The sequence below is a fragment of the Sandaracinus amylolyticus genome, from assembly GCF_021631985.1.
GTDB classification, from domain to species: Bacteria; Myxococcota_A; Polyangia; order Polyangiales; family Sandaracinaceae; genus Sandaracinus; species Sandaracinus amylolyticus_A.
The window spans coordinates 176,661-193,669 of sequence record NZ_CP070226.1 but is presented as its reverse complement, the minus strand read 5'-3'; the positions used below and the strand labels follow the sequence as shown (position 1 = coordinate 193,669).

General features: G+C 68.5%; 22 protein-coding genes and 2 pseudogenes. 13 read left to right on the top strand and 11 right to left on the bottom strand.

Annotated elements, in window-relative coordinates; all coding sequences use genetic code 11:
* Nucleotides 1-745 precede the first annotated feature (745 nt).
* The gene (locus tag I5071_RS46475; protein WP_206607079.1) at nt 746-1,363 is read left to right on the top strand and encodes a hypothetical protein; all 618 of its coding nucleotides are present in this window, start codon (nt 746-748) and stop codon (nt 1,361-1,363) included.
* A gap of 70 nt (nt 1,364-1,433) precedes the next feature.
* The gene (locus tag I5071_RS46470; RefSeq protein WP_206607078.1) at nt 1,434-1,610 is read left to right on the top strand and encodes a hypothetical protein; all 177 of its coding nucleotides are present in this window, start codon (nt 1,434-1,436) and stop codon (nt 1,608-1,610) included.
* Nucleotides 1,611-2,186: 576 nt separating this feature from the next.
* On the opposite strand, the gene I5071_RS46465 is transcribed toward I5071_RS46470, so the two are convergent.
* The 4 genes and pseudogenes from I5071_RS46465 to I5071_RS47180 form a co-directional block, all read right to left on the bottom strand.
* Nucleotides 2,187-3,059: a hypothetical protein gene (locus I5071_RS46465; protein WP_236607780.1), complete on the bottom strand. Its 873-nt coding sequence runs from the start codon at nt 3,057-3,059 to the stop codon at nt 2,187-2,189.
* Nucleotides 3,060-3,228: 169 nt separating this feature from the next.
* On the bottom strand, nt 3,229-3,744 hold the full coding sequence (locus I5071_RS46460) for a hypothetical protein (protein WP_206607077.1): 516 nt from the start codon (nt 3,742-3,744) through the stop codon (nt 3,229-3,231).
* Nucleotides 3,745-4,270: 526 nt separating this feature from the next.
* Complete coding sequence (locus I5071_RS47185) at nt 4,271-4,501, bottom strand: integrase core domain-containing protein (RefSeq protein ID WP_419249706.1); 231 nt, start codon at nt 4,499-4,501, stop codon at nt 4,271-4,273.
* Nucleotides 4,493-4,639, bottom strand: a pseudogene (locus tag I5071_RS47180) (DDE-type integrase/transposase/recombinase); the annotation flags it as partial. The gene I5071_RS47185 and the pseudogene I5071_RS47180, both read right to left, overlap by 9 nt.
* A 217-nt stretch (nt 4,640-4,856) precedes the next feature.
* Here I5071_RS47180 and I5071_RS47175 point away from each other — a divergent pair.
* The 3 genes from I5071_RS47175 to I5071_RS46440 all read left to right on the top strand — a co-directional run bounded on the left by I5071_RS47175 (nt 4,857) and on the right by I5071_RS46440 (nt 6,664).
* Nucleotides 4,857-5,099, top strand: coding sequence for an ATP-binding protein (locus tag I5071_RS47175; RefSeq protein ID WP_419249699.1), 243 nt, complete (start codon nt 4,857-4,859; stop codon nt 5,097-5,099).
* A 133-nt stretch (nt 5,100-5,232) separates the two neighbouring features.
* Nucleotides 5,233-5,679, top strand: coding sequence for a hypothetical protein (locus I5071_RS46445; protein ID WP_206607075.1), 447 nt, complete (start codon nt 5,233-5,235; stop codon nt 5,677-5,679).
* A gap of 313 nt (nt 5,680-5,992) precedes the next feature.
* A complete protein-coding gene (locus I5071_RS46440; protein ID WP_206607074.1) occupies nt 5,993-6,664 on the top strand; it encodes a recombinase family protein in 672 nt (223 codons plus the stop codon).
* 105 nt (nt 6,665-6,769) lie between these two features.
* On the opposite strand, the gene I5071_RS46435 is transcribed toward I5071_RS46440, so the two are convergent.
* Both I5071_RS46435 and I5071_RS46430 read right to left on the bottom strand, forming a co-directional pair.
* Nucleotides 6,770-7,030, bottom strand: coding sequence for a 4Fe-4S dicluster domain-containing protein (locus tag I5071_RS46435; protein WP_206607073.1), 261 nt, complete (start codon nt 7,028-7,030; stop codon nt 6,770-6,772).
* A 533-nt stretch (nt 7,031-7,563) separates the two neighbouring features.
* Nucleotides 7,564-7,761, bottom strand: coding sequence for a hypothetical protein (locus I5071_RS46430; protein WP_236607779.1), 198 nt, complete (start codon nt 7,759-7,761; stop codon nt 7,564-7,566).
* A 186-nt stretch (nt 7,762-7,947) separates the two neighbouring features.
* Here I5071_RS46430 and I5071_RS46425 point away from each other — a divergent pair, with 186 nt between their 5' ends.
* The 3 genes from I5071_RS46425 to I5071_RS46415 all read left to right on the top strand — a co-directional run bounded on the left by I5071_RS46425 (nt 7,948) and on the right by I5071_RS46415 (nt 9,536).
* Complete coding sequence (locus I5071_RS46425) at nt 7,948-8,265, top strand: hypothetical protein (protein WP_236607778.1); 318 nt, start codon at nt 7,948-7,950, stop codon at nt 8,263-8,265.
* A gap of 127 nt (nt 8,266-8,392) precedes the next feature.
* Nucleotides 8,393-8,587 carry a hypothetical protein gene (locus I5071_RS46420; RefSeq protein WP_206607070.1) on the top strand — a complete coding sequence of 65 codons (195 nt, stop codon included), beginning with the start codon at nt 8,393-8,395 and terminating at the stop codon, nt 8,585-8,587.
* A 238-nt stretch (nt 8,588-8,825) separates the two neighbouring features.
* The gene (locus I5071_RS46415) at nt 8,826-9,536 is read left to right on the top strand and encodes an IS66 family transposase (protein ID WP_236607777.1); all 711 of its coding nucleotides are present in this window, start codon (nt 8,826-8,828) and stop codon (nt 9,534-9,536) included.
* A gap of 71 nt (nt 9,537-9,607) precedes the next feature.
* Here I5071_RS46415 and I5071_RS46410 read toward each other — a convergent pair.
* Nucleotides 9,608-9,874 (bottom strand): annotated as a pseudogene (locus I5071_RS46410) (helix-turn-helix domain-containing protein); the annotation flags it as partial.
* 927 nt (nt 9,875-10,801) lie between these two features.
* Here I5071_RS46410 and I5071_RS46405 point away from each other — a divergent pair.
* The 3 genes from I5071_RS46405 (at nt 10,802) to I5071_RS46395 (ending at nt 11,952) form a co-directional block, all read left to right on the top strand.
* The gene (locus I5071_RS46405; protein WP_236607776.1) at nt 10,802-11,062 is read left to right on the top strand and encodes a hypothetical protein; all 261 of its coding nucleotides are present in this window, start codon (nt 10,802-10,804) and stop codon (nt 11,060-11,062) included.
* Nucleotides 11,059-11,358: a type II toxin-antitoxin system RelE/ParE family toxin gene (locus tag I5071_RS46400; protein ID WP_206607068.1), complete on the top strand. Its 300-nt coding sequence runs from the start codon at nt 11,059-11,061 to the stop codon at nt 11,356-11,358. Before I5071_RS46405 ends, I5071_RS46400 begins: the two co-directional genes overlap by 4 nt.
* 213 nt (nt 11,359-11,571) lie before the next feature.
* The gene (locus tag I5071_RS46395; protein ID WP_236607775.1) at nt 11,572-11,952 is read left to right on the top strand and encodes a hypothetical protein; all 381 of its coding nucleotides are present in this window, start codon (nt 11,572-11,574) and stop codon (nt 11,950-11,952) included.
* Nucleotides 11,953-12,539: 587 nt separating this feature from the next.
* Here the strand turns inward: I5071_RS46395 and I5071_RS46390 are convergent.
* Both I5071_RS46390 and I5071_RS46385 read right to left on the bottom strand, forming a co-directional pair.
* Nucleotides 12,540-12,677, bottom strand: a complete 138-nt coding sequence (locus I5071_RS46390; protein ID WP_206607066.1) for a hypothetical protein — start codon at nt 12,675-12,677, stop codon at nt 12,540-12,542.
* Between the two features lie 210 nt (nt 12,678-12,887).
* Nucleotides 12,888-13,385: an SRPBCC domain-containing protein gene (locus I5071_RS46385; protein ID WP_236607774.1), complete on the bottom strand. Its 498-nt coding sequence runs from the start codon at nt 13,383-13,385 to the stop codon at nt 12,888-12,890.
* Between the two features lie 345 nt (nt 13,386-13,730).
* Here I5071_RS46385 and I5071_RS46380 point away from each other — a divergent pair, with 345 nt between their 5' ends.
* Both I5071_RS46380 and I5071_RS46375 read left to right on the top strand, forming a co-directional pair.
* Nucleotides 13,731-14,048 carry a hypothetical protein gene (locus I5071_RS46380; RefSeq protein ID WP_206607064.1) on the top strand — a complete coding sequence of 106 codons (318 nt, stop codon included), beginning with the start codon at nt 13,731-13,733 and terminating at the stop codon, nt 14,046-14,048.
* A gap of 355 nt (nt 14,049-14,403) precedes the next feature.
* Entirely contained in the window at nt 14,404-15,531 is a 1,128-nt protein-coding gene (locus I5071_RS46375) for a hypothetical protein (protein WP_236607773.1), read from the top strand.
* A gap of 138 nt (nt 15,532-15,669) precedes the next feature.
* On the opposite strand, the gene I5071_RS46370 is transcribed toward I5071_RS46375, so the two are convergent.
* Both I5071_RS46370 and I5071_RS46365 read right to left on the bottom strand, forming a co-directional pair.
* The gene (locus I5071_RS46370) at nt 15,670-16,269 is read right to left on the bottom strand and encodes a response regulator (RefSeq protein WP_206607061.1); all 600 of its coding nucleotides are present in this window, start codon (nt 16,267-16,269) and stop codon (nt 15,670-15,672) included.
* On the bottom strand, nt 16,266-16,823 hold the full coding sequence (locus I5071_RS46365; protein ID WP_236607772.1) for an RNA polymerase sigma factor: 558 nt from the start codon (nt 16,821-16,823) through the stop codon (nt 16,266-16,268). The genes I5071_RS46370 and I5071_RS46365 overlap by 4 nt, the downstream gene beginning before the upstream one ends.
* Nucleotides 16,824-17,009: the final 186 nt, after the last annotated feature.

Genomic DNA, 17,009 nt, shown 5'->3' with positions numbered 1-17,009 from the left:
GCACGCGATCGAGCAGCGCTCGCGGTGGAGTGGCTCGAACTGGTGCGGGCGGCGCCGATCGTCGGAACGCTCCTCCTCGCGGCGGCCGCGGCGGTGCTCGTGATCCGATCGCGGAGCGTCGCGCGCACGCCCTGCGATCTTCTCACATGCGCAGGAGCGTCGCTCAGCCATTGGACCTCCCGCGCCTGAGCTTCTTCGTCCGCTCCTTATCGGGTGGAAGGCCTAGCCTCCTGGCGATATCGTCTGCTCGGTCATCCGCCTCGGCCTCGGACATGTAGGCGATGAATCTCGCGCGCAACTTCTGCAATGCGTTGGCGTAATCAGCGACAGTGGCAGTGTCTGGATCGGCTCCAGCGTCAAGCAACGCCCGACGAACGATCCCGGGGGCGAGTAGCTCGGATAGGCCACTTGCGTGCACCACGATCTGAAACAGCTGAATTGACGAGGTTCGCGACACTCAGCCTCGCGGCAGCAACAATCGTGCAAGCCCGCTCCAATGACCAGATTGAGACACAGGCATCCTGCAGCGATGCGGCCGTCGACGGGACGCGCAGATCGTTCACCGTAACGCGCCGTGCGAGCGAGCCTGTATGTTGTGGAAACCACAACAGTGCGGTCTCTTCGTCACACGCCGCGGCCGATCGCGTGCACGGCCTCGTCGTTGCTCGAGCACGCTGCGCGCTGGGCGACGGAGCGAGATCGAGCCCCGATTCTGAGGGGCACGGAGGTTGCTCGTCGCCGGTGCATGAGCACATCGTCGTTTCGGTCCTTCGCTCGCTCGTCGTTCCTCCTCAGCGGCGCTCTCGCGCTGCTCGCCTGCAACACGGGCATCCCTGCGCTCGACGCGTCCACGGCAGCCGATGCGCGGCCCGCGGCGGACGCGTCCGCCACCGATCCCGCGATCGCCGCGTGCGAGGCCGCCGCCGACGCGTACATCGCGCTCTGTGGTGAGGCCGAGACCGATCCTGGTCGGCGCTGCGAGGTCGAGACCTATCGCGACGTCTGCGCGACAGGGAGCGCGGCTGCAATTGGTGGCGTGTACGACTGCCTCCGCGCCAATCGCATGGAGGGCGGCGTTTGCGCGACGTTCTCCGATCTCGCGACCAGCGCGGTGCGCGCGTGCGCATGGGCCGCCGTGGGGACGACGACGCCGAGCGCCAGCGCGACCGCGGCGCGCGACGCGTACTGCGCGGTGTGCACCGGCGCGACCGCGTGCCTCGCGCCGAGCGAGGCCGCGCCGGAGGCGTGGGCGTACTTCAGCGACGCCACGAACGAGGCGCTGGCCGACTGCTTCGCGGCCGCCGCGAGCTGCGATGCGGCCTCTGCCTGCATCGCCGAGTCGCCGCTTTCCGTCTGCTACTGATCTCCGTCTGCTACTGATCTTTATCCACCGGATGACGGCACCTATTCCGATCGCACTGCGGCTCCGCATCGTGGACGCAGTGCTCGACGGGATGAGCTGGGACGAAGCGGCCGACGTGTTCAAGCTCGGCATCGCGACTGTGAATCGATTGATGCGGAAAGCCCGCGAGGGCAGTTCCCTCGAGCCGCTCGGACACGGCGGTGGTCAGCGGCATCGCGGTGACCCGACGCCACGATCGCCGAACTGACCGACGCGTACCACGTCGAGATGGGCGTGGAAGTTGGTACCTCGACGCTCGGTCGCGCTCTCGGACGACTCGGGCTCTCTCGAAAAAAGACGTCGTTACGCGGAGCGCGCGAGGGCGCGCGTCCAAGAAGCGCGGATCGCGTTCCGCGATCTCACGAAGCTGAAGACGATCTGCGCGCGTCGATCGAGGAAGCGCGGTTCCGCGAGGATCGCGCGCTCACTCGCAGTCGCAGAAGTCCTCACAGCTCGACCGAACGCCCTCTTCGCGCGCCTCCTCGATCACCTCGCCGTCGCGTGTGACGCGGATCGCTGGGAGATGGTCACGAGCTACCTGAACACCGGGGGCAGCGATCGACCCAGCAGCTCATCTTCGATGTCGAGGCGCGCACCTTCGAGAGCAGTCAGACCGGCGGCACCGGCACGTTGACGTTCGTGCACGACACCGTCGCACCGCATCCGAACGTCTTCGTTGCGATCATCTCGTGGTCCGCCACGCATCGCTCACTTCTTCTCGCCGAGTTGCGTCACCGAACGTATCGCTCCATCGCCGCGCAGCTCTTCCAGCGCCCGCGCCGCATTATTTCGAGCTCGGGCATGTCGGCGCGCGCCGCGGTCGTGGCGAGCCCCGCGCGGAGCGAGTGCCCCGAAACGCCCTGCCCTCCCCTTCGAGGTTCGCAGCAGTCGCGGCGCGCTGAACGATGCGCGCAACGCTGCGACCGGTGAGCGCGCGCTCGCCGATGCGGAGCTCGACGCGATCAGGCGTCCACCTCAGCTCATGAGCTTGCAGGCTCACAAGCTCACTACGTCGTAACGCTGCGGCCCAACCGACGAGCAGGAGCGCGCGGTCGCGTGCGCCGAGCAGCGTCGCAGGCAGCGCCTCCACTGGCGGGCGACAGTTCGGGCAGGCCAGGTTGGTCGTCATCGGGCCGATCCGACCCGGGTCGAACCCCATGCCCTCGAGCAGCTCGTTGAGCTTTTTCGTAAACCGGTGCCGCGGCGTCTCGGCAGCTCGTCGGACCGGACGAGCTGGGGACTGCTGCACTGGCCTCCTGCGACCCATCGCGATCGCGTCGACCTCGGGCAGCACCGTATCCGTCCCGTGATCATCGGTGCGTGGTCCTGGATGATCTCGCATCCGGTCCGAGTGCCGGGCGGCGTGAACATCATCGGGCTCTGAGGGCCCGAGCCGGAGGGGCAGCGAGACTCTCGCCGCATAGACGGGGCTCGTGTAGCGAATACGACGTTCGCGACCGCTCGCGACTTCGAGCTCGCCGTCGAGCGCGCTGCCCGCGTCGCACCCGAGGGCGGCGCGTACGACAAGACCGCCTTCGCGATCGCGGCGCGCACAGGTGCAGGAGACGCGGTACGCCGGGCGCGTCGACATTACCCGCGACATGGCGCGGGTCAGCACATCCTCGAGGACACCACGTACGTGCTCGACCTTCGTCACGGCGAGACGTTCGCCGACATGCGCGCCTCCGCCGTGATGTGGAGCGCGTTCGCGAAGGCGCTTCGCGAGGCGAAGGAAGACGCTCGGCGAAGAGGCCGGAACAGCAGGAAGGGCTGCGATCTCGTTCCTGCATTCCCGCATTCCTCAGCGGTCCTCTCTATCGGGCGCCTCAGTGCCCGCCCTGAGGCGCGGACAGGCTGGGGACGCCGAAGCGCTCGACGAGGAACCACGCGAGCGAATTGGCGCCGGCGCACGTGCCGAGGCGCGAGGGGACCAGCGCGGGATCGCGGGGGAGCGCGCCCTCCCACGACGTGCTCGGGGTCGTGATCGTGTACGTCGGATCGCCTGGCATCGAGTGCGGGGGCGGGCAGCGCATGCGCGCCTGCGCGAGCTGGATCCGCGAGACGAGCTCGCGGCGGTCCGCGTCGTCGAGCGCGATCTGCGCGGTCGCGGAGCACGCACCGCGCGCGCTCGAGACGCAGCCCTCGATCGACCACGGACCGCGGCCGAGATCGACCGAAACGTTCAGGAAGCGTGGCGGTCCGGCGCCCGGGAGCTCGATCACCGCATCGATGCGCGCGGGAAGCGGCTCGGGCGACTGCGCCGACGCGAGCGCGGGGAAGAAGGAGAGCATCACGACCACGATCGTGATCAGGAGCGAGCGGGACCGGGAACGACGCGTCATCGAGCCTCCTCGCCGCGCGCGGCGTCGCGGCGCGCGACGCACAAGCAGGCCGCGTGCCGCGTGATCACGTTTGGCGGATCACATCAACCCGGGACCGAGTTGGTGCTTCCGTTCGCTCCATGCCGACCGGATGGCCCCGGCGGAACCACGCTTGAATCGAAGTACGCGAACTCTCGCGAATCCGTGCTTCCGCCGCATTGCACAACCAGTTGCAGAGGCTCCAACGCCGGCCAACTCGTCCCGTCCGCGGCGAACAACGAAGCTGATCTGATCACGCGGCCATCTGCGCTCTCAGCTGCTCCAGCAAATCGATCTCTACGTCGCATGATGTCGAGCTCGGGCACGCCGGCGCGCGCAGTGGTCGCGAGTCCCGCCCGGAGCGAGTGCGCCGAGAACGCGCCCTACCCTCCCGTCTGTCAAGCAACAGGAAGATCTGACCCCTTAGGACACTAACCCCAGAGTGCGTCTCGGTTGATCCGTTGCGCCGCACTCAGGTGATCTTCGCCCGCTTCGGTGGACCGTCAAACTATGCCGCGAGTGCGGCGACTGCGGACCTCAATTCGAACTCGATGGGACTGACGTGGTCGGTGTGCGAGTGCCTTCTCACGGGGTTGTAGAAGGCCTCGATGTACTCGCCGATGACGCGCGTGGCGTCGTCGCGCGTCTCGATGCGGACGTGGTCGAGCAATTCGGCGCGTAGCGTCGCGAAGAAGCTCTCCGCGACGGCATTGTCCCAGCAGTCGCCCTTCCTGCTCATGCTCGCGACCAGCTCGTGCTGCTCGAGCGTGCGACGGTAGTCGTCGCTCGCGTACGTGCTGCCGCGGTCCGAGTGGTGGACGAGCCCGGGCGTCGGCCTGCGGGTCGCGATGGCCCTCCTGAGCGCGTCGAGCACGAGCTCGGTGTCGTTGAACGCGCTCGTCTGTTACCAGGCACCACGATCCGACGACCGTGGTACCGCGACAAGGTCGGCTTGAGCTTCGCCGACCTGCTTCACATCGCGCGGACGGACCTTTTGGATCCAGCCGCGCGCACGCAGCTCGCGAGAAACTCGCCGGCGAGCGACCGGTCGCGCTCGTTCGCAGCTGCATGAAGCGCGAAAGGCGAGTCAGAACGTGCTGCTGCGAGGAGGCCCCGGCGTCGGCAAGACGACGCTCGTGCAGAACCTCGGGCATCGCGCGCTCGAGCGCGGATACACGGTCCGCTTCTGCACGCTCGCGTCAGCGTTCGCCGACCTGCTGCGGCAGGAGTCCATCCCGCGACCGAGCGTCGGCTGCGCCGCTACGTCGCGCCCGACCTGCTCATCCTCGACGAGCTCGTGCCGCTCGGCGGCTACAAGACCCGCATCGATCTCGTAGTTGGCGAGAGAGCTTTGCGGGACGGCGCCAGCTACCAGGCTCGGGCGTAGAGAGCGAATGCGACGCGAGGCGCTCGATTCGCGACGCCGCGGTGACAGTGGACGCGGCGCGCGCGGCGTCGCAGGTTGGCGGAATGGGAACAGTCGTCGCGATCCTCGTCGCGATCGTGAGCGCCGTGGCGGCGTGGGCGCTGTGGCCGTCGCTCCGCGACGGCTTCGCGGACTTCGCGGCGATGCGTGGCCGCCGGATCGTGCCGCGGTCTGCCGCGCACCCGAGCGATCTCCCGATCGTCCCACCGTGGGTCCCGATCGAGGCGTGCGACGCTGTGATGACGGAGGAGGAGCCAGGCTCGCCGTACCGCGTCTCCGGGGAGACGCGCGCGGTCGCGCTCACGTCCTCGACACCTGCTCGCGCGATTCGCGCCGCGAGCGCGAGAGCGTCACGTATCGCCGCGAGGACGCTCTCGATCGCCCTGCTCGCGATCGCCGTGTCGATCATCGCCTTCGTGGTTGGCGCCTTCGTTGTCGGCGCGGCGCTCCTAGTGTTCGCCGCCCTATTTGCGGGTATCGCGGCGCCGTGAACGCGCGTTTCGCGGCAGCGTGAGCACCTCACCGAGACGCACCTGACGCGCTCGTGGCCTCGATGGTCGCGGTTCAACCGGAGACGCGAGCACGACCTCGGCCCGGCCCCGCGCTACGACGCGAACACCTCGTCGAGCGTCGCCGCGATGAGCACGCGCTCCGTCCAGAGATCGAGCTCGTCGATCGGGGGTCGACGCCCGGCCGCGTAAAAAAACATACGGTAAGCGCCCTGAGTTGCCCTAGAACGGGGATGCCCTGGGCGCCCCCTACCGTATGTTTCTGCGCGATGGGGCGTGATAGCGCTCCGCGACCATGAAGAAGCGGGCGGCGATCTACCTGCGCGTCAGTCGAGGCGAGCAGTCGGTCGAGAACCAGCGGCCCGCGGTGATGCGCGTCGTCCGCGCACGCAAGCTCAAGCTCGCGGCGGCGACGACATACGAGGAGAGCGCGAGCGCCGCGAAGAAGCGGCCCGCGTTCGAGCGGATGATGGCCGACGCGCACGGCGGCGCGTTCGACGTGCTCGTCGTGTGGTCGCTCGATCGGTTCGGCCGCTCGATGGTCGGCAACCTCCACGCGGTGCTCGAGCTCGACCGCTGCGGCGTCGAGGTCGTGAGCGTGCGCGAGCCGTGGCTCGACACGGGAGGGCCGGTGCGCGCGCTGCTCATCGCGATCTTTCTTCGCGCCGGGCTCGGCCTCGTCCGGCCTCGTCCCGGCTCCGATCGATGGCCAGGCATATCGCAGAGACATGTGGAGGGAGTGCCGCCACGTGCGATCTCTTTACAGCTCGGCAAGTCGATTCTCGCGGACCGCCTTCCGGGTCGCGCCGCTCACCGCGACAGTCGCTGCCAGACGCCGCGCTCAACGCACTCCTTCGCGAGCTCGCTGCGGAACTGGTCGCGACGGCTCGCGGGCGAAAGCGGCAAGCCCGCGGCGCTGCGGCTGGCGCGTCTCGCTCGGAGGGTGAGCCGGCGGGCACCGCGCTGACCGTGGAGGTCGGGCGGGTCCGGATGAGCGTCGGAGGCGAGGTGATCTCGCGCGACGCGCAGAGCTGTCAGACAGCGATAGAGCGCGTCCGACGCCGGCCCAACATCACTCGCGCCGGAAGAACCGGGCGTTGAGCTCGCGATAGTGGGCCCACGCCGGCGGCAGCGCGTTCTCCTCGAAGATCGCGCTCACCGGGCACTCGGGCTCGCACGCCGCGCAGCAGATGCACACCTCGGGATCGATGTACAGCTGCAGGCGCGTCTTCGGCTCGTTGGGGGCGGGCCCGTGGATCGCGTCCACGGGGCACACCTTCGTGCACGCACCGTTACACACGGAGACGCAGGGCTCGGCGATCACATAGGCCATCGGAAGGACCTCCTCGGATCCCCTCATCGCAGCCGGCGCGCCGTACCGTTTTGCCGTGGAAACACGCGATCGACCCGCGGTGACGACGACCCGCCGTGCCCCTGACCACGGCCCGGCGTTGCGACCACGACCCGCCGGTGCCATTCGTTCGCGCGTGTCCGTCGACGATCGCGTAGAGCCCCGATCCATCGCCGTTGACCGCCCCGACTGCGCGGATCCGATGGGAGCCATCGACGTCGGCGCCACTGGGTGCGGACTCAGGAACATTTAGGGAAATGACAAGAATCACTCGCTGACGGGCCGACGCGCAGCGGACCAAACACTCGACGTGACGTGCGTGCCAATCGCACACGTCGAGTGAGGGAAGCATGAGCAAGCGCGTTCGGATCACGATGGGCCGATCCTGGTGATCACGATGCGCCGATCCCGGCGATCACGATGGGCCGAAACACGCACACCGGCGCGCTCGTCGATGCCTGCACCCGCGCGCTCGTCCTGCCGGCCGCGGCTGCCCCCGCATCCAGCGGCCATCGTCAGGACGAAAAACGCAAGGGGACGTCGCATCCGCTATCTCGCGATCGAAGAGCGCGAGCTGGGCTCGCCGCGCAGAGCTTGACGCAATCGAGGAGGCCGATCGTCGCCTGCTCGATCGCCGCGATCGCGGCGACGCAATCCTCCGGCGGGGCGTCGCCGTCGACGGCGCGCACGCTCTGGACGAGGAGCGTCGGCACGCGCGGAGGCGGCAAGATGTCGGCGCGCGGCGACGGCACCGAGCACGAGCGCGAGGCTCGAGAGGGCGCATGCTCCGCACTCTGGATTGTCCCGGGCGGCGCGTCTTGCACGTATCGCTCGCTGCGCTCTCGAGCCTCATTCTCGGCGCGCGGAAGAACGCGCCCTGCTCCGCGGTAAAGCCCATCGTGGGTGGTTTGCGCCTCCTGCTCGGATCGATCGTCGGAGCGCTGGTGGGCGCGTCGTCGCTCCTCGGCCTGTGGCTCGTGGCGACGCTGCACCGCGGGCTGCCATTGTCGGGGACCGCGTGGGTGATCGCGACGCCGGGCGCGCAGGTCGTCTCGTGGCTCACCGGATGGCCCCTGGAGCAGGAGTCCGGGCAGCTGTGCTACGCGCTCGGCCTGCCGCTGACCGTGTTCGCCGCGGGCTTCGTCGGCGGCGGCACCGTGGGAGCGCTCGCGGGTCGCACCCGCGCGCCCTACTCGAGCGGGCGCGACCCGAGATAGCCGAGCACGAGCGCGCTCAGCTCGTCGGCGGTCGTCTCGACCGAGAGGTCGCTCCGATCGACGAGCGCGGAGACGGAGCTGCGCGTCGAGCGCGCGCAGCGACGGCGCGATCGAAGAGCGTGAAAGAATGCGCGCCGACATCGGTCGCGCGCGATCGCTGGGCGAGGGCGCGCGGTGCAGCTCCGAGGGGGATCTGGAGCGCGTCTGCCTCGACGAAGCCGGCCGCTGCGATGTGCCCGGCATCGGCATCTGGTCGGACACGTCGCTCGACTCCGACGAGCGGCGCGTGCTCGCAGAGTGGTCGGACCGGTGGGGGCGGTGATGGCGACGACGGCGATCGCGTTCTCCGCTCAGCCGCGATAGCCGGCGCTGGGCCTTCGCCGTTCGAACTCCGGGCACACGTGCGTCTCCTGCACGAACTCTCGGTCATGCGGTCCCAGACCTGAAATAGGTCCGCCTTCGTGTTTACCTTCCTGTAGGCCTCCTTGGCGCCGCGGAAGCAGGCCAGTCGCCCAAAGCAGCCGTTCCCGGCCGGGTTGTAATCGGAGAACGCGCAGTTGATGCACGCGAGCATGTACACACCAACGGGGAGGTGCCGCTGCAGTCGGCAGGAGGCCGGCTGCTGGGTACATGCACGCCGCAAGTTCTGGGAAGCGGCCGCGAACAAGAGCGCGGTCGCACGTGAAGGGCTCGCGCGCATCGGGCGCATCTTCGCGCTCGACGCCACGTGGAAGCGCAAGCCGCCGGCCGAAATCAAGCGCCTGCGCGACGCGCACCTGCGGCCGCACGTCGATGCGTTCTTCGACTGGGTCGACACCGGGCACGACAAAGTCCGGAACGTGCGCGGCTCGCTGCGCAGCGCTCTCGGCTACGCCTACCGGCAGAAGGACGCGCTGATGCGCTTCTTCGAGAACGGACGACTCGTGCTCGACAACAACCGGTCCGAGCGTGCGCTCCGAAGCGTCGCCGTCGGGCGTAAGGCGTGGCTCTTCGTCGGCAGCGATGACCACGCCGAGAGCACCAGTCACCTCTTCACGCTCGTGGCCTCCGCGAAGCTGCACGGCCTTGATCCCGAGGCGTACCTCCGCGACCTCATCCGCGTCCTGCCCCACTGGCCGCGCGACCGCTACCTCGAGCTCGCGCCGCTCTTCTGGAAGCAGACCCGCGCACGCCTGCACCCCGACGAGCTCGCCGCCGAGATCGGTCCGCTCACCGTCCCCGCTCCGCTGCCGACGCGAGACCCGGCCGAGCAGCAGACGACGGCAGGCTGAGGTCGTCGAGGTCACCCGCGCAGCATGAGCCGCGGACCAGGCTCACGCTCCACCGGCTCGCGCATCGGATACGCTACGACGCCGCGCCTGTGCAGCTCGCGCGTCACCACGACGGCATTGCCCGCCGCGGTCGTCGCGAAGAGCTGTCGCGCCTCAGCGCGTGCGTCTGGATCCAGCACGCGGGCACCGGGCCTCTGTTGGACCTCGGCCGCGGCGCCGCCCCGCAGATACCGGCGCACCGTGTTGCGAGCCACGCCCAGCTCTTGCGCGATGCGCTTGGCGCCCCACCCGAGCTCGCTCAGCGCACGCATCTGCCGGACGACCTCCGGCTCCACCATCTCGACCTCCTCCGCCTTCCGCGGAGGGGCCATCGTCTCGCCCGTCGACATCCTCAGCCTCCTCGTCGTGCCGACGACGGGGGTCAGTTTTGCTGTCGCGCGGGGGTCATTATTGCTGTCGCCCTACACCGTCGAGCCCCGCCGCCTGCGCGGCGCGCTTCACCATGCGCGCGATGCTGCGGCCGGTGAGCGCGCGCTCGCCGCGAGCTCCGCGGGCGACCTTCGCGGAAGACGGGCCCGAGCTGATGCCGGGTCGTCGAGCCACGCGCGCAGCGCCGCGGACCGGGCACAGCTCGAGCTCGCTCGAGCTCGCGACGAACAGCGCTTGCTGCGCCCTAGCGCAAGCTCGACGCCGTCCCCGCGCCACGTGAGCTCATGAGCTTGCAGGCTCACGAGCTCGCTACGCCGCAACGGCGCGGGCCAGCCGACAAGCGAGGCGCGCGGTCGCGCAGGCTGAGCAGCGTCGGCCGGCGGCAGCGCGCCTACGATCGCGCGCAGGTCGCTCGCCAGCAGCGGCGCACCGCTGCGCGACGCCGCGGTCGCGACGGATCCTGCCCAAGCCGCGCGCACCTCGGGCGTGCTCGGGGGCGCTGCGTGCCCGAGCGCCTTGTGGGTCTGCGAGATGGCCGCGAGCTCGAGCTCGAGCGAGGCCACCGCCCCGCCCCGGCCTCGCCCGGTCCCGAGGTACAGCGCGACGGCGGCGCCGCGAGGCCGTGCCGCGGCGCACCAGCCCTCGAACGCCTGCCGGCGCTCGTAACGCGTCGCGGGTCGCGCTGCTGCCTCGACGCTCGGGCGCCGATGCGGCCAGGCGGGCGAGCGCGTCGCCCTCAAGCTCCTCGATCGCCTACCTACCCGCTCGCGGACCTGCGGTCCGCTAAAGCGAGCTCAGCGGACGCGTGGATGGCCCCGCGCTCGAGGTGCACGCCGATGCCGAACCGCGTAGCCTTTACCATGTCCTCGATCCGTGCGCGTGTTCGCGGCGGCCGGTTGGTCGTCGACGCCCCGACCGACCTACCGGAAGGTCTCGAGGTGACGCTCGCGATCGTCGACGACGACCTCGACGAGGAGTCGCGAACCGCGCTCGAATCGTCGCTCGAGGAGTCGCACGCCGAACTCGAGCGCGGAGAGCTGCTCGACGCTGCCGACGTGCTCTCTGGGCTCCGTTCGCTGCGATCCGTCGGCCGGTGACGCTTCGACTCAAGTTCACGCCCCGTGCGAAGCGCGAGCTCACGCGCGTGGCCGACTGGTGGCGCGTCGAACGTCCATCCGCTCCAGAGCTCGTACTCGACGAACTCGAAGCCGCGCTCGCGACGCTGGCGGCGGCACCGCACATCGGAGTCGTCTACGCGCGGGCCCGTCCGGGCACGCGTCGGTTCCTGCTGACCCAGACGCGGCTCCACGTCTACTACACCGTGCGAGGCGCAGACCTGGTCGTGCTGTCGGTTTGGAGTTCGGTCCGCGGAGCGGGACCTCGACTTCGCTGAGCGGCACGTTTGTCGTAACGCGTCCTTCTGCCCACGCACAGCTGCGGGCCCGTCCGGCGAGCGCTGCGAAAAGAACGCGGTCCGCATGCGCTCGATGTCCTCGCGCTTTTTCGGGTGAAGTTACCCCGTTCGGCGGACAGTCTGACTATGCAGCCGCAGCGTCGACTTGATATCTCAATTCGAACTCGATGGGCTGAGATATCCAAGATACGAATGACGACGACGTGTGTTGTAGAACTCGTCGATGCAGGCGCGCTGGACGAATGCATCGACGCTCTCGAAGCAGTCGCCAAGTGCGGCGAAGCGCGGCCGACGAGTGGTTCGGAGGCGGTGCGGCAGAGCCAGCAAGCCGTTGCCGCGGCCGCGCGCAACCACGGCAGCGGCGTGCATCGGGCGGACGCAGCGAGACGTGGCCGAGGTGCCACCGCAGGTGGAGCGGCGATACTCGCAACCCGAGAGTTGCACGTTCAGCGTCACGCGAGTGCCATCGAAGTGGTCGACCCAGAGACGCTCGATCTGGGCTTCCAGTGCAATCCACGTCGTACTTTTTTTTCCGCGTGGGGCACGCACTGTGCGCTTTCACTCTCTAAATGACGAGTTCGCGCGCGCGGCGTGGATTCGGCTCCCAGCCGTTCCGGCTTCACGCTCTATCTGTGGACATTCGGACAACATTGTCGTCGATGCACCAACCTGGAAAGCGCGTGAGTCCGCGACGCGACGTGGTGCTGGCGCTGCTTGAAGCTGGCAGCGTGCAGACGAACGTGCGCCTGACGCGTAGCTCGCTCGTGCAGCGCACACTTTGCGCCGACACTTGCCACACGTGAACGCGTCGATCGCGCGCGGCGCTCGTTCGCATTGGTCAGATGCGCTGCTCTCGGCGCTCGGCGCGTTTCGCGCCGCGTAGGCCCGCTGGTAGTCGCGAAGACGCTGTGCGAACTCGGGATCGCGGTAGCCGATGCACGAGCCCCGTCTTCAAGACGAGGTCGTGATGTCGCAGATTGGGCGGGTGACCTCGGCGATGCGCTCAGCTCGACGGGCTCTGCTGCTGTGGGTCGGCACGGTGAGGGGCCGAGTTCTGCAGCGAGCTCGCGAGGGTGGATCCGCTGCAGCTCCTCGCGCTCGCTCGTCGTCAGCGGCCGCCCTCGCTCTTGGCGCCATCGACCTCGGCGCGGCGCATCCATTCACGCAGCGCGGTCCTCGGTCAGGTCCAAGTCCTTCGCGACCTGCCCGACGCTTCTGTCGCTGACCCGGCAGAGCCGCACGACCTTCGCCTTGAACTCCGCGCTGAGCACTCTTCGTTCCGCTTCGCCATCGAACACTCCTCGCAGATGCTCACGCGTCCGGAGTGTCCACGGAAGCGGGGGAGCTTCACCCAGCTCCTCGCCGTGGAAGTCGCGTTGGCGTAGCGCGAGAGCGTCCCGGAATAGTGCGAACGCTCGCAGTCAGAGCGCGTCACGCGACGCCCGCACGCATCGAACGTGCGGATCGTCGATCGTGTTCAGCTCGTTGCGGAGCGACTCCTCACCCGTTCATTCGGACGACTCTCTGCGCTTCGGCATCAACGGCATGATCAGCTTCATCATCCCGTACTGCACGCGAGTGCTCAGCGGCAGCCGTCCCTCCTCGACCCACGACTTCATGTTGCGGAGGATGAACGGCCAGCCGCGCTGGACCATTTTGAAGTGCTTGTCGCCCGTGAAGCCACTGTGCTCCACGGTTACCTCGACCTCGTCGCCGTCCTGCCGCAGCCGGAACTCCACGTCAGAGGCGGGCTCGTCGACATGGGTGAACTTGAGCGTGTGCCTCCAGCGAAGCGGCGGTGCGACCTCCTTCACCTCGCCGGTGATGAAGACGCGCTTGCGGTTGGGGCTCACGTAACGGAGCGACGCACCAGGTTTCATGTCGCTCTCGACGATACTGTCGAAGTAGAAACGCTGGAGTGATTCGGTGGACGTCAGGAGTTTCCAGACCTCCTCCACGTTCCCACGAAATCGGATGGTATGTGTCTGCACGCGTTCGCCGCTCACCGGCAACCTCGTTGGGGCAGGAGAGACTCAACTACTACGCGCTGTGAGGACTCGCGCAACTGCTCGTTGTCACTTTCCCGACGAGACTGATGATTGCGTGCGATCACTCGGGGCGACGTGGATGGTGAACGAGCGACGCTGGGCGCGCCGACGTCGCTCGCGACGCCGATCGCGAGACCGAGCTCGATACGCGCGACCGCCAGACGTCCGCTGTCGCGCACGGACTGCATTTCGAGGGTGCCGATCCGCGGCTCGCGCTTCGTCCGTGGGAGGGCTATCTCGCCGAGTTCCCCGCCGGACGTCGTCCCCGAGGCCGAGTGGAATCGAGCGCTCTGCCTCCTGAGATTGGGCGAGCGCGAGCGGGCGATCGAAGCGCTCACGCCATTCGCAGAAGGCACGCACGGAGGCGTGCGTCGACGCGAAGCGCACGCGCTGCTCGACGCGGTCATCGACGGATTGGCGACGGTGTCGACCGGAACACAACACCTGGGACCGCTCGGCGACCGGCGACGTGTGGTCCTGTTCGGGGTTCCTCTGGGGATGGAGCGACGCGCGCTCACTGCAGAGGTGGCGCGCTGGTTGCTGTGTTCGGAGCGTTGCGAGACGGAACGATGCGGCGCGGCCATCGACTGCGGAGACGCGGATTTTCAAATCGTGCGATGACGATTGGCGCTGACCTCCAATCTCGACCAGGTCTCGTCGCATGCGTGCGCAGCGCCATATGGCTCGAGATCTCGCACCGGAGAAGGCGGCGAGTCGGGACGGCCTCGGGGCTGTCGTCGGTGGCCACTAATAGTTGATCCTCGATGTCATCGGGCGCGGGGCATGGGCTTCGTGTATCCGAGCGGCTCAAGACGGATCGCATCGCCGCGCTCAAGGCACCGAGGCAGCACGTCAGAGGGGGTCGCAGATGCGAAGTGCAGTGCACGAGACCGAGGTCGACATGGCGCGGCGGACGGTTCACACGCGAGTGTCTGGTGTCTTCCACGAGAACGCGATGCGTGCGTGGCGGGCCACCATGCATCTGCACAGCTCCGTCCCGCATCTGATCGCCGTCTGGCTCGTGCTGCTCGTCGGGTGCGGACCGTCAGGTCGGAGCGCGACGGCGGACGGCGGCGAAGGGTGCGCGCGCAACTCGGACTGCGGCGACGACAATCCCTGCACCGACGATCTCTGCGTCGAAGGGAGCTGCACGTTCGAGCCGAACACCGCAAGCTGCGACGACGGACTGACCTGCAACGGGACCGACGTCTGCGAGAGCGGCGAGTGTGCTCACTCCGGCGATCCGTGCAGCGCGCCCACGCACTGCGACGAGCAGCGGGACGCGTGCATCGGATGCGACGCGGACTCCGACTGTCCTGCTCCCACGCACGGCGAATGGAGCGAGTGCACGTCGGACGTGATCTGCGGGGAGACGGGCACGCGGTCGCGCGCGATCTCGCGCAGCGCATGCGAGTCCGGTGTCTGCGTCGAGCACGCCGAGACCGAGACCTTTCCCTGCGCGCGCGACACCGAAGGCGCCGCGTGCGGCGCCGCGACCGCGTGCACCGAGTGGTCGGCGTGCGAGGGGTTCGAGAGCGCGTGCGACGAGACGGGGGTCTCGACCCGGACGTGCACGATGAACGCATGTGCCGAGGGCGCGTGCGTGGAGAGCACGGCCACCGAGACGATGGACTGCATGCGCGAGACCGACGCGGCTCCGTGCGGCGATCCGTCGTGCGAGGCGGTCGGCACGTGCACGTTCGAGAGCACCTGCGACGAGACTGGCGTGCAGCACATGAACTGCCGTCCCGCGCCGACGTGCGCCGAAGGCGTGTGCACGCCTGGAGCGGTCGAGACGCGCTCCGAGGCCTGCTCGCGCGACACCGACGGAGTCGCGTGCGCGGCCGAGACGTGCGGCAGCTACGGCGCGTGCACGTACTCGAGCACCTGCGTCACCAGCGGCTCGCGCATCCGCACATGCACCTGGTCCACCTGCGCAGCGGGCGCGTGCGGTGGGACCGGCAGCCGCGTCGAGACCGACACCACCGGGTGTGGGCGCGATACCAACGGGACGCGCTGCAACGACGGAGATCCGTGCACGAGCCTCGACAGGTGCTCCGGCGGCGGATGCTCCGGCGCGTACTGCACCTCGTGCTGCGGGTGAGATCGGGCCGGCGCGCAACACGCGAGCACCGCGTACTATGGTGGGGTGGCCTGCGAGAAATCGATCGCGCTGCAGGTGTCGGCTCGCCACAAGGGATTGGCCCGACGTGCTTGCGCGGCCGGAGGGCGAGCGCACGCGCTACCCAATCGCATGCGGCTCGCGCGTTGCGAGCGACCCAACAGCTCGCAAGAGGTCGTCGCGACGAAACGGCTTTTCGAGGTAACCTGCCGCACCGAGCGATCTTGCGGGTCCGGCGAGAGGACGGACTGCTGAGACGAGAACCGTCGGGATGGCAGCAAGTTTCGGATCTCGCAGTTGTGCCGCGCGAAATTCCCATCCATCCATGACGGGCATCATGAGGTCGAGCAAGATGACGTCCGGCTGCAACCCGCCTCGGAGCATCTCCAGCGCCTCGCGACCATCGCCAGCCGTGCGCACTACATAGTGTTCGCGTTCAAGCATGCTCGCCATCACGTCGCGAACATCCGTGTCATCCTCGACGTAGAGTACGACGCCCTGGGCGGCCTCCTGGTCATCCGGACGGCGCGGCACGGCGCGGAAGTAGCGGTCGTATGCCGACTGGACTGCGTCGGCGAACACTACTTCTTCTGCTGCGCCATCAGCTGCTCGTCTGAAGAGATCGTCTTCGTAGTCGTCCGGAGAATCCTCCGAATCCAAGCCCTGCGCTCGCTCGTAGGCCTCGAGCTGCGCCGCTCGAGACAGGCGGTCGTGCTTCATCGTCGCTCCAGCGTGAGGGGCCGCTCCATACATTCGCGCAACGCGGCGAGGCTGCGGTGCCGGATGACGCGAACGTTCGTCTGCGAAATCGACAGACCGACGGCGATCTCGTCGTCGGAGCTTTCCTCCGTGAAAGTTGCTCGGAGGATGTGGCGGGCGCGATCCGTGAGGAGAGCGACGCACTCCTCGAGGCGTGAGCGGGACAGCACGATAGGGTCCCACGGAGGAGTCGGCTCCGGCGGAGCAAAGAGGCGCTCGAGTGCCTCTTGCCGACGTTCCATCTTGCGGTTGCCGCTTCGAGCGAGATTGCGGCAGATGCCGAGCGCGAAACCGCCCACGCGTGAGTGATCGGCCACGCGACCTGCGCGCAGCGCCTCGATGAACTCGATCATCACGTCATGAGCGAAGTCGTCGACGGCAGCCCGACTCCGCAGGCGCCTTCGCGCGAACGCACGGACGGCGGGTCCGAGCCGACGACACAGCTCCCGCTCGGCATCGCGATCGCCGTTGCTGGCCCTCAGCGCCAGCGTCTCGCCGTCGTCATGCCCGGGCATGATGAGTAAGCCTACCACGATCAAATGACCCCCGCGTAACGCGACGCCCCATAGCGGCACTTCATCTATCGGGCGTCCGGGGGCGCCCGGGGGGTCGCAATGGTCGAGGACGGAATTCACACGTGTGAAGCAAACTTCCTGCCGCTCGGGCGGAGGCGTGGGGTGCGCGGGTTCTCGCATCGCGGC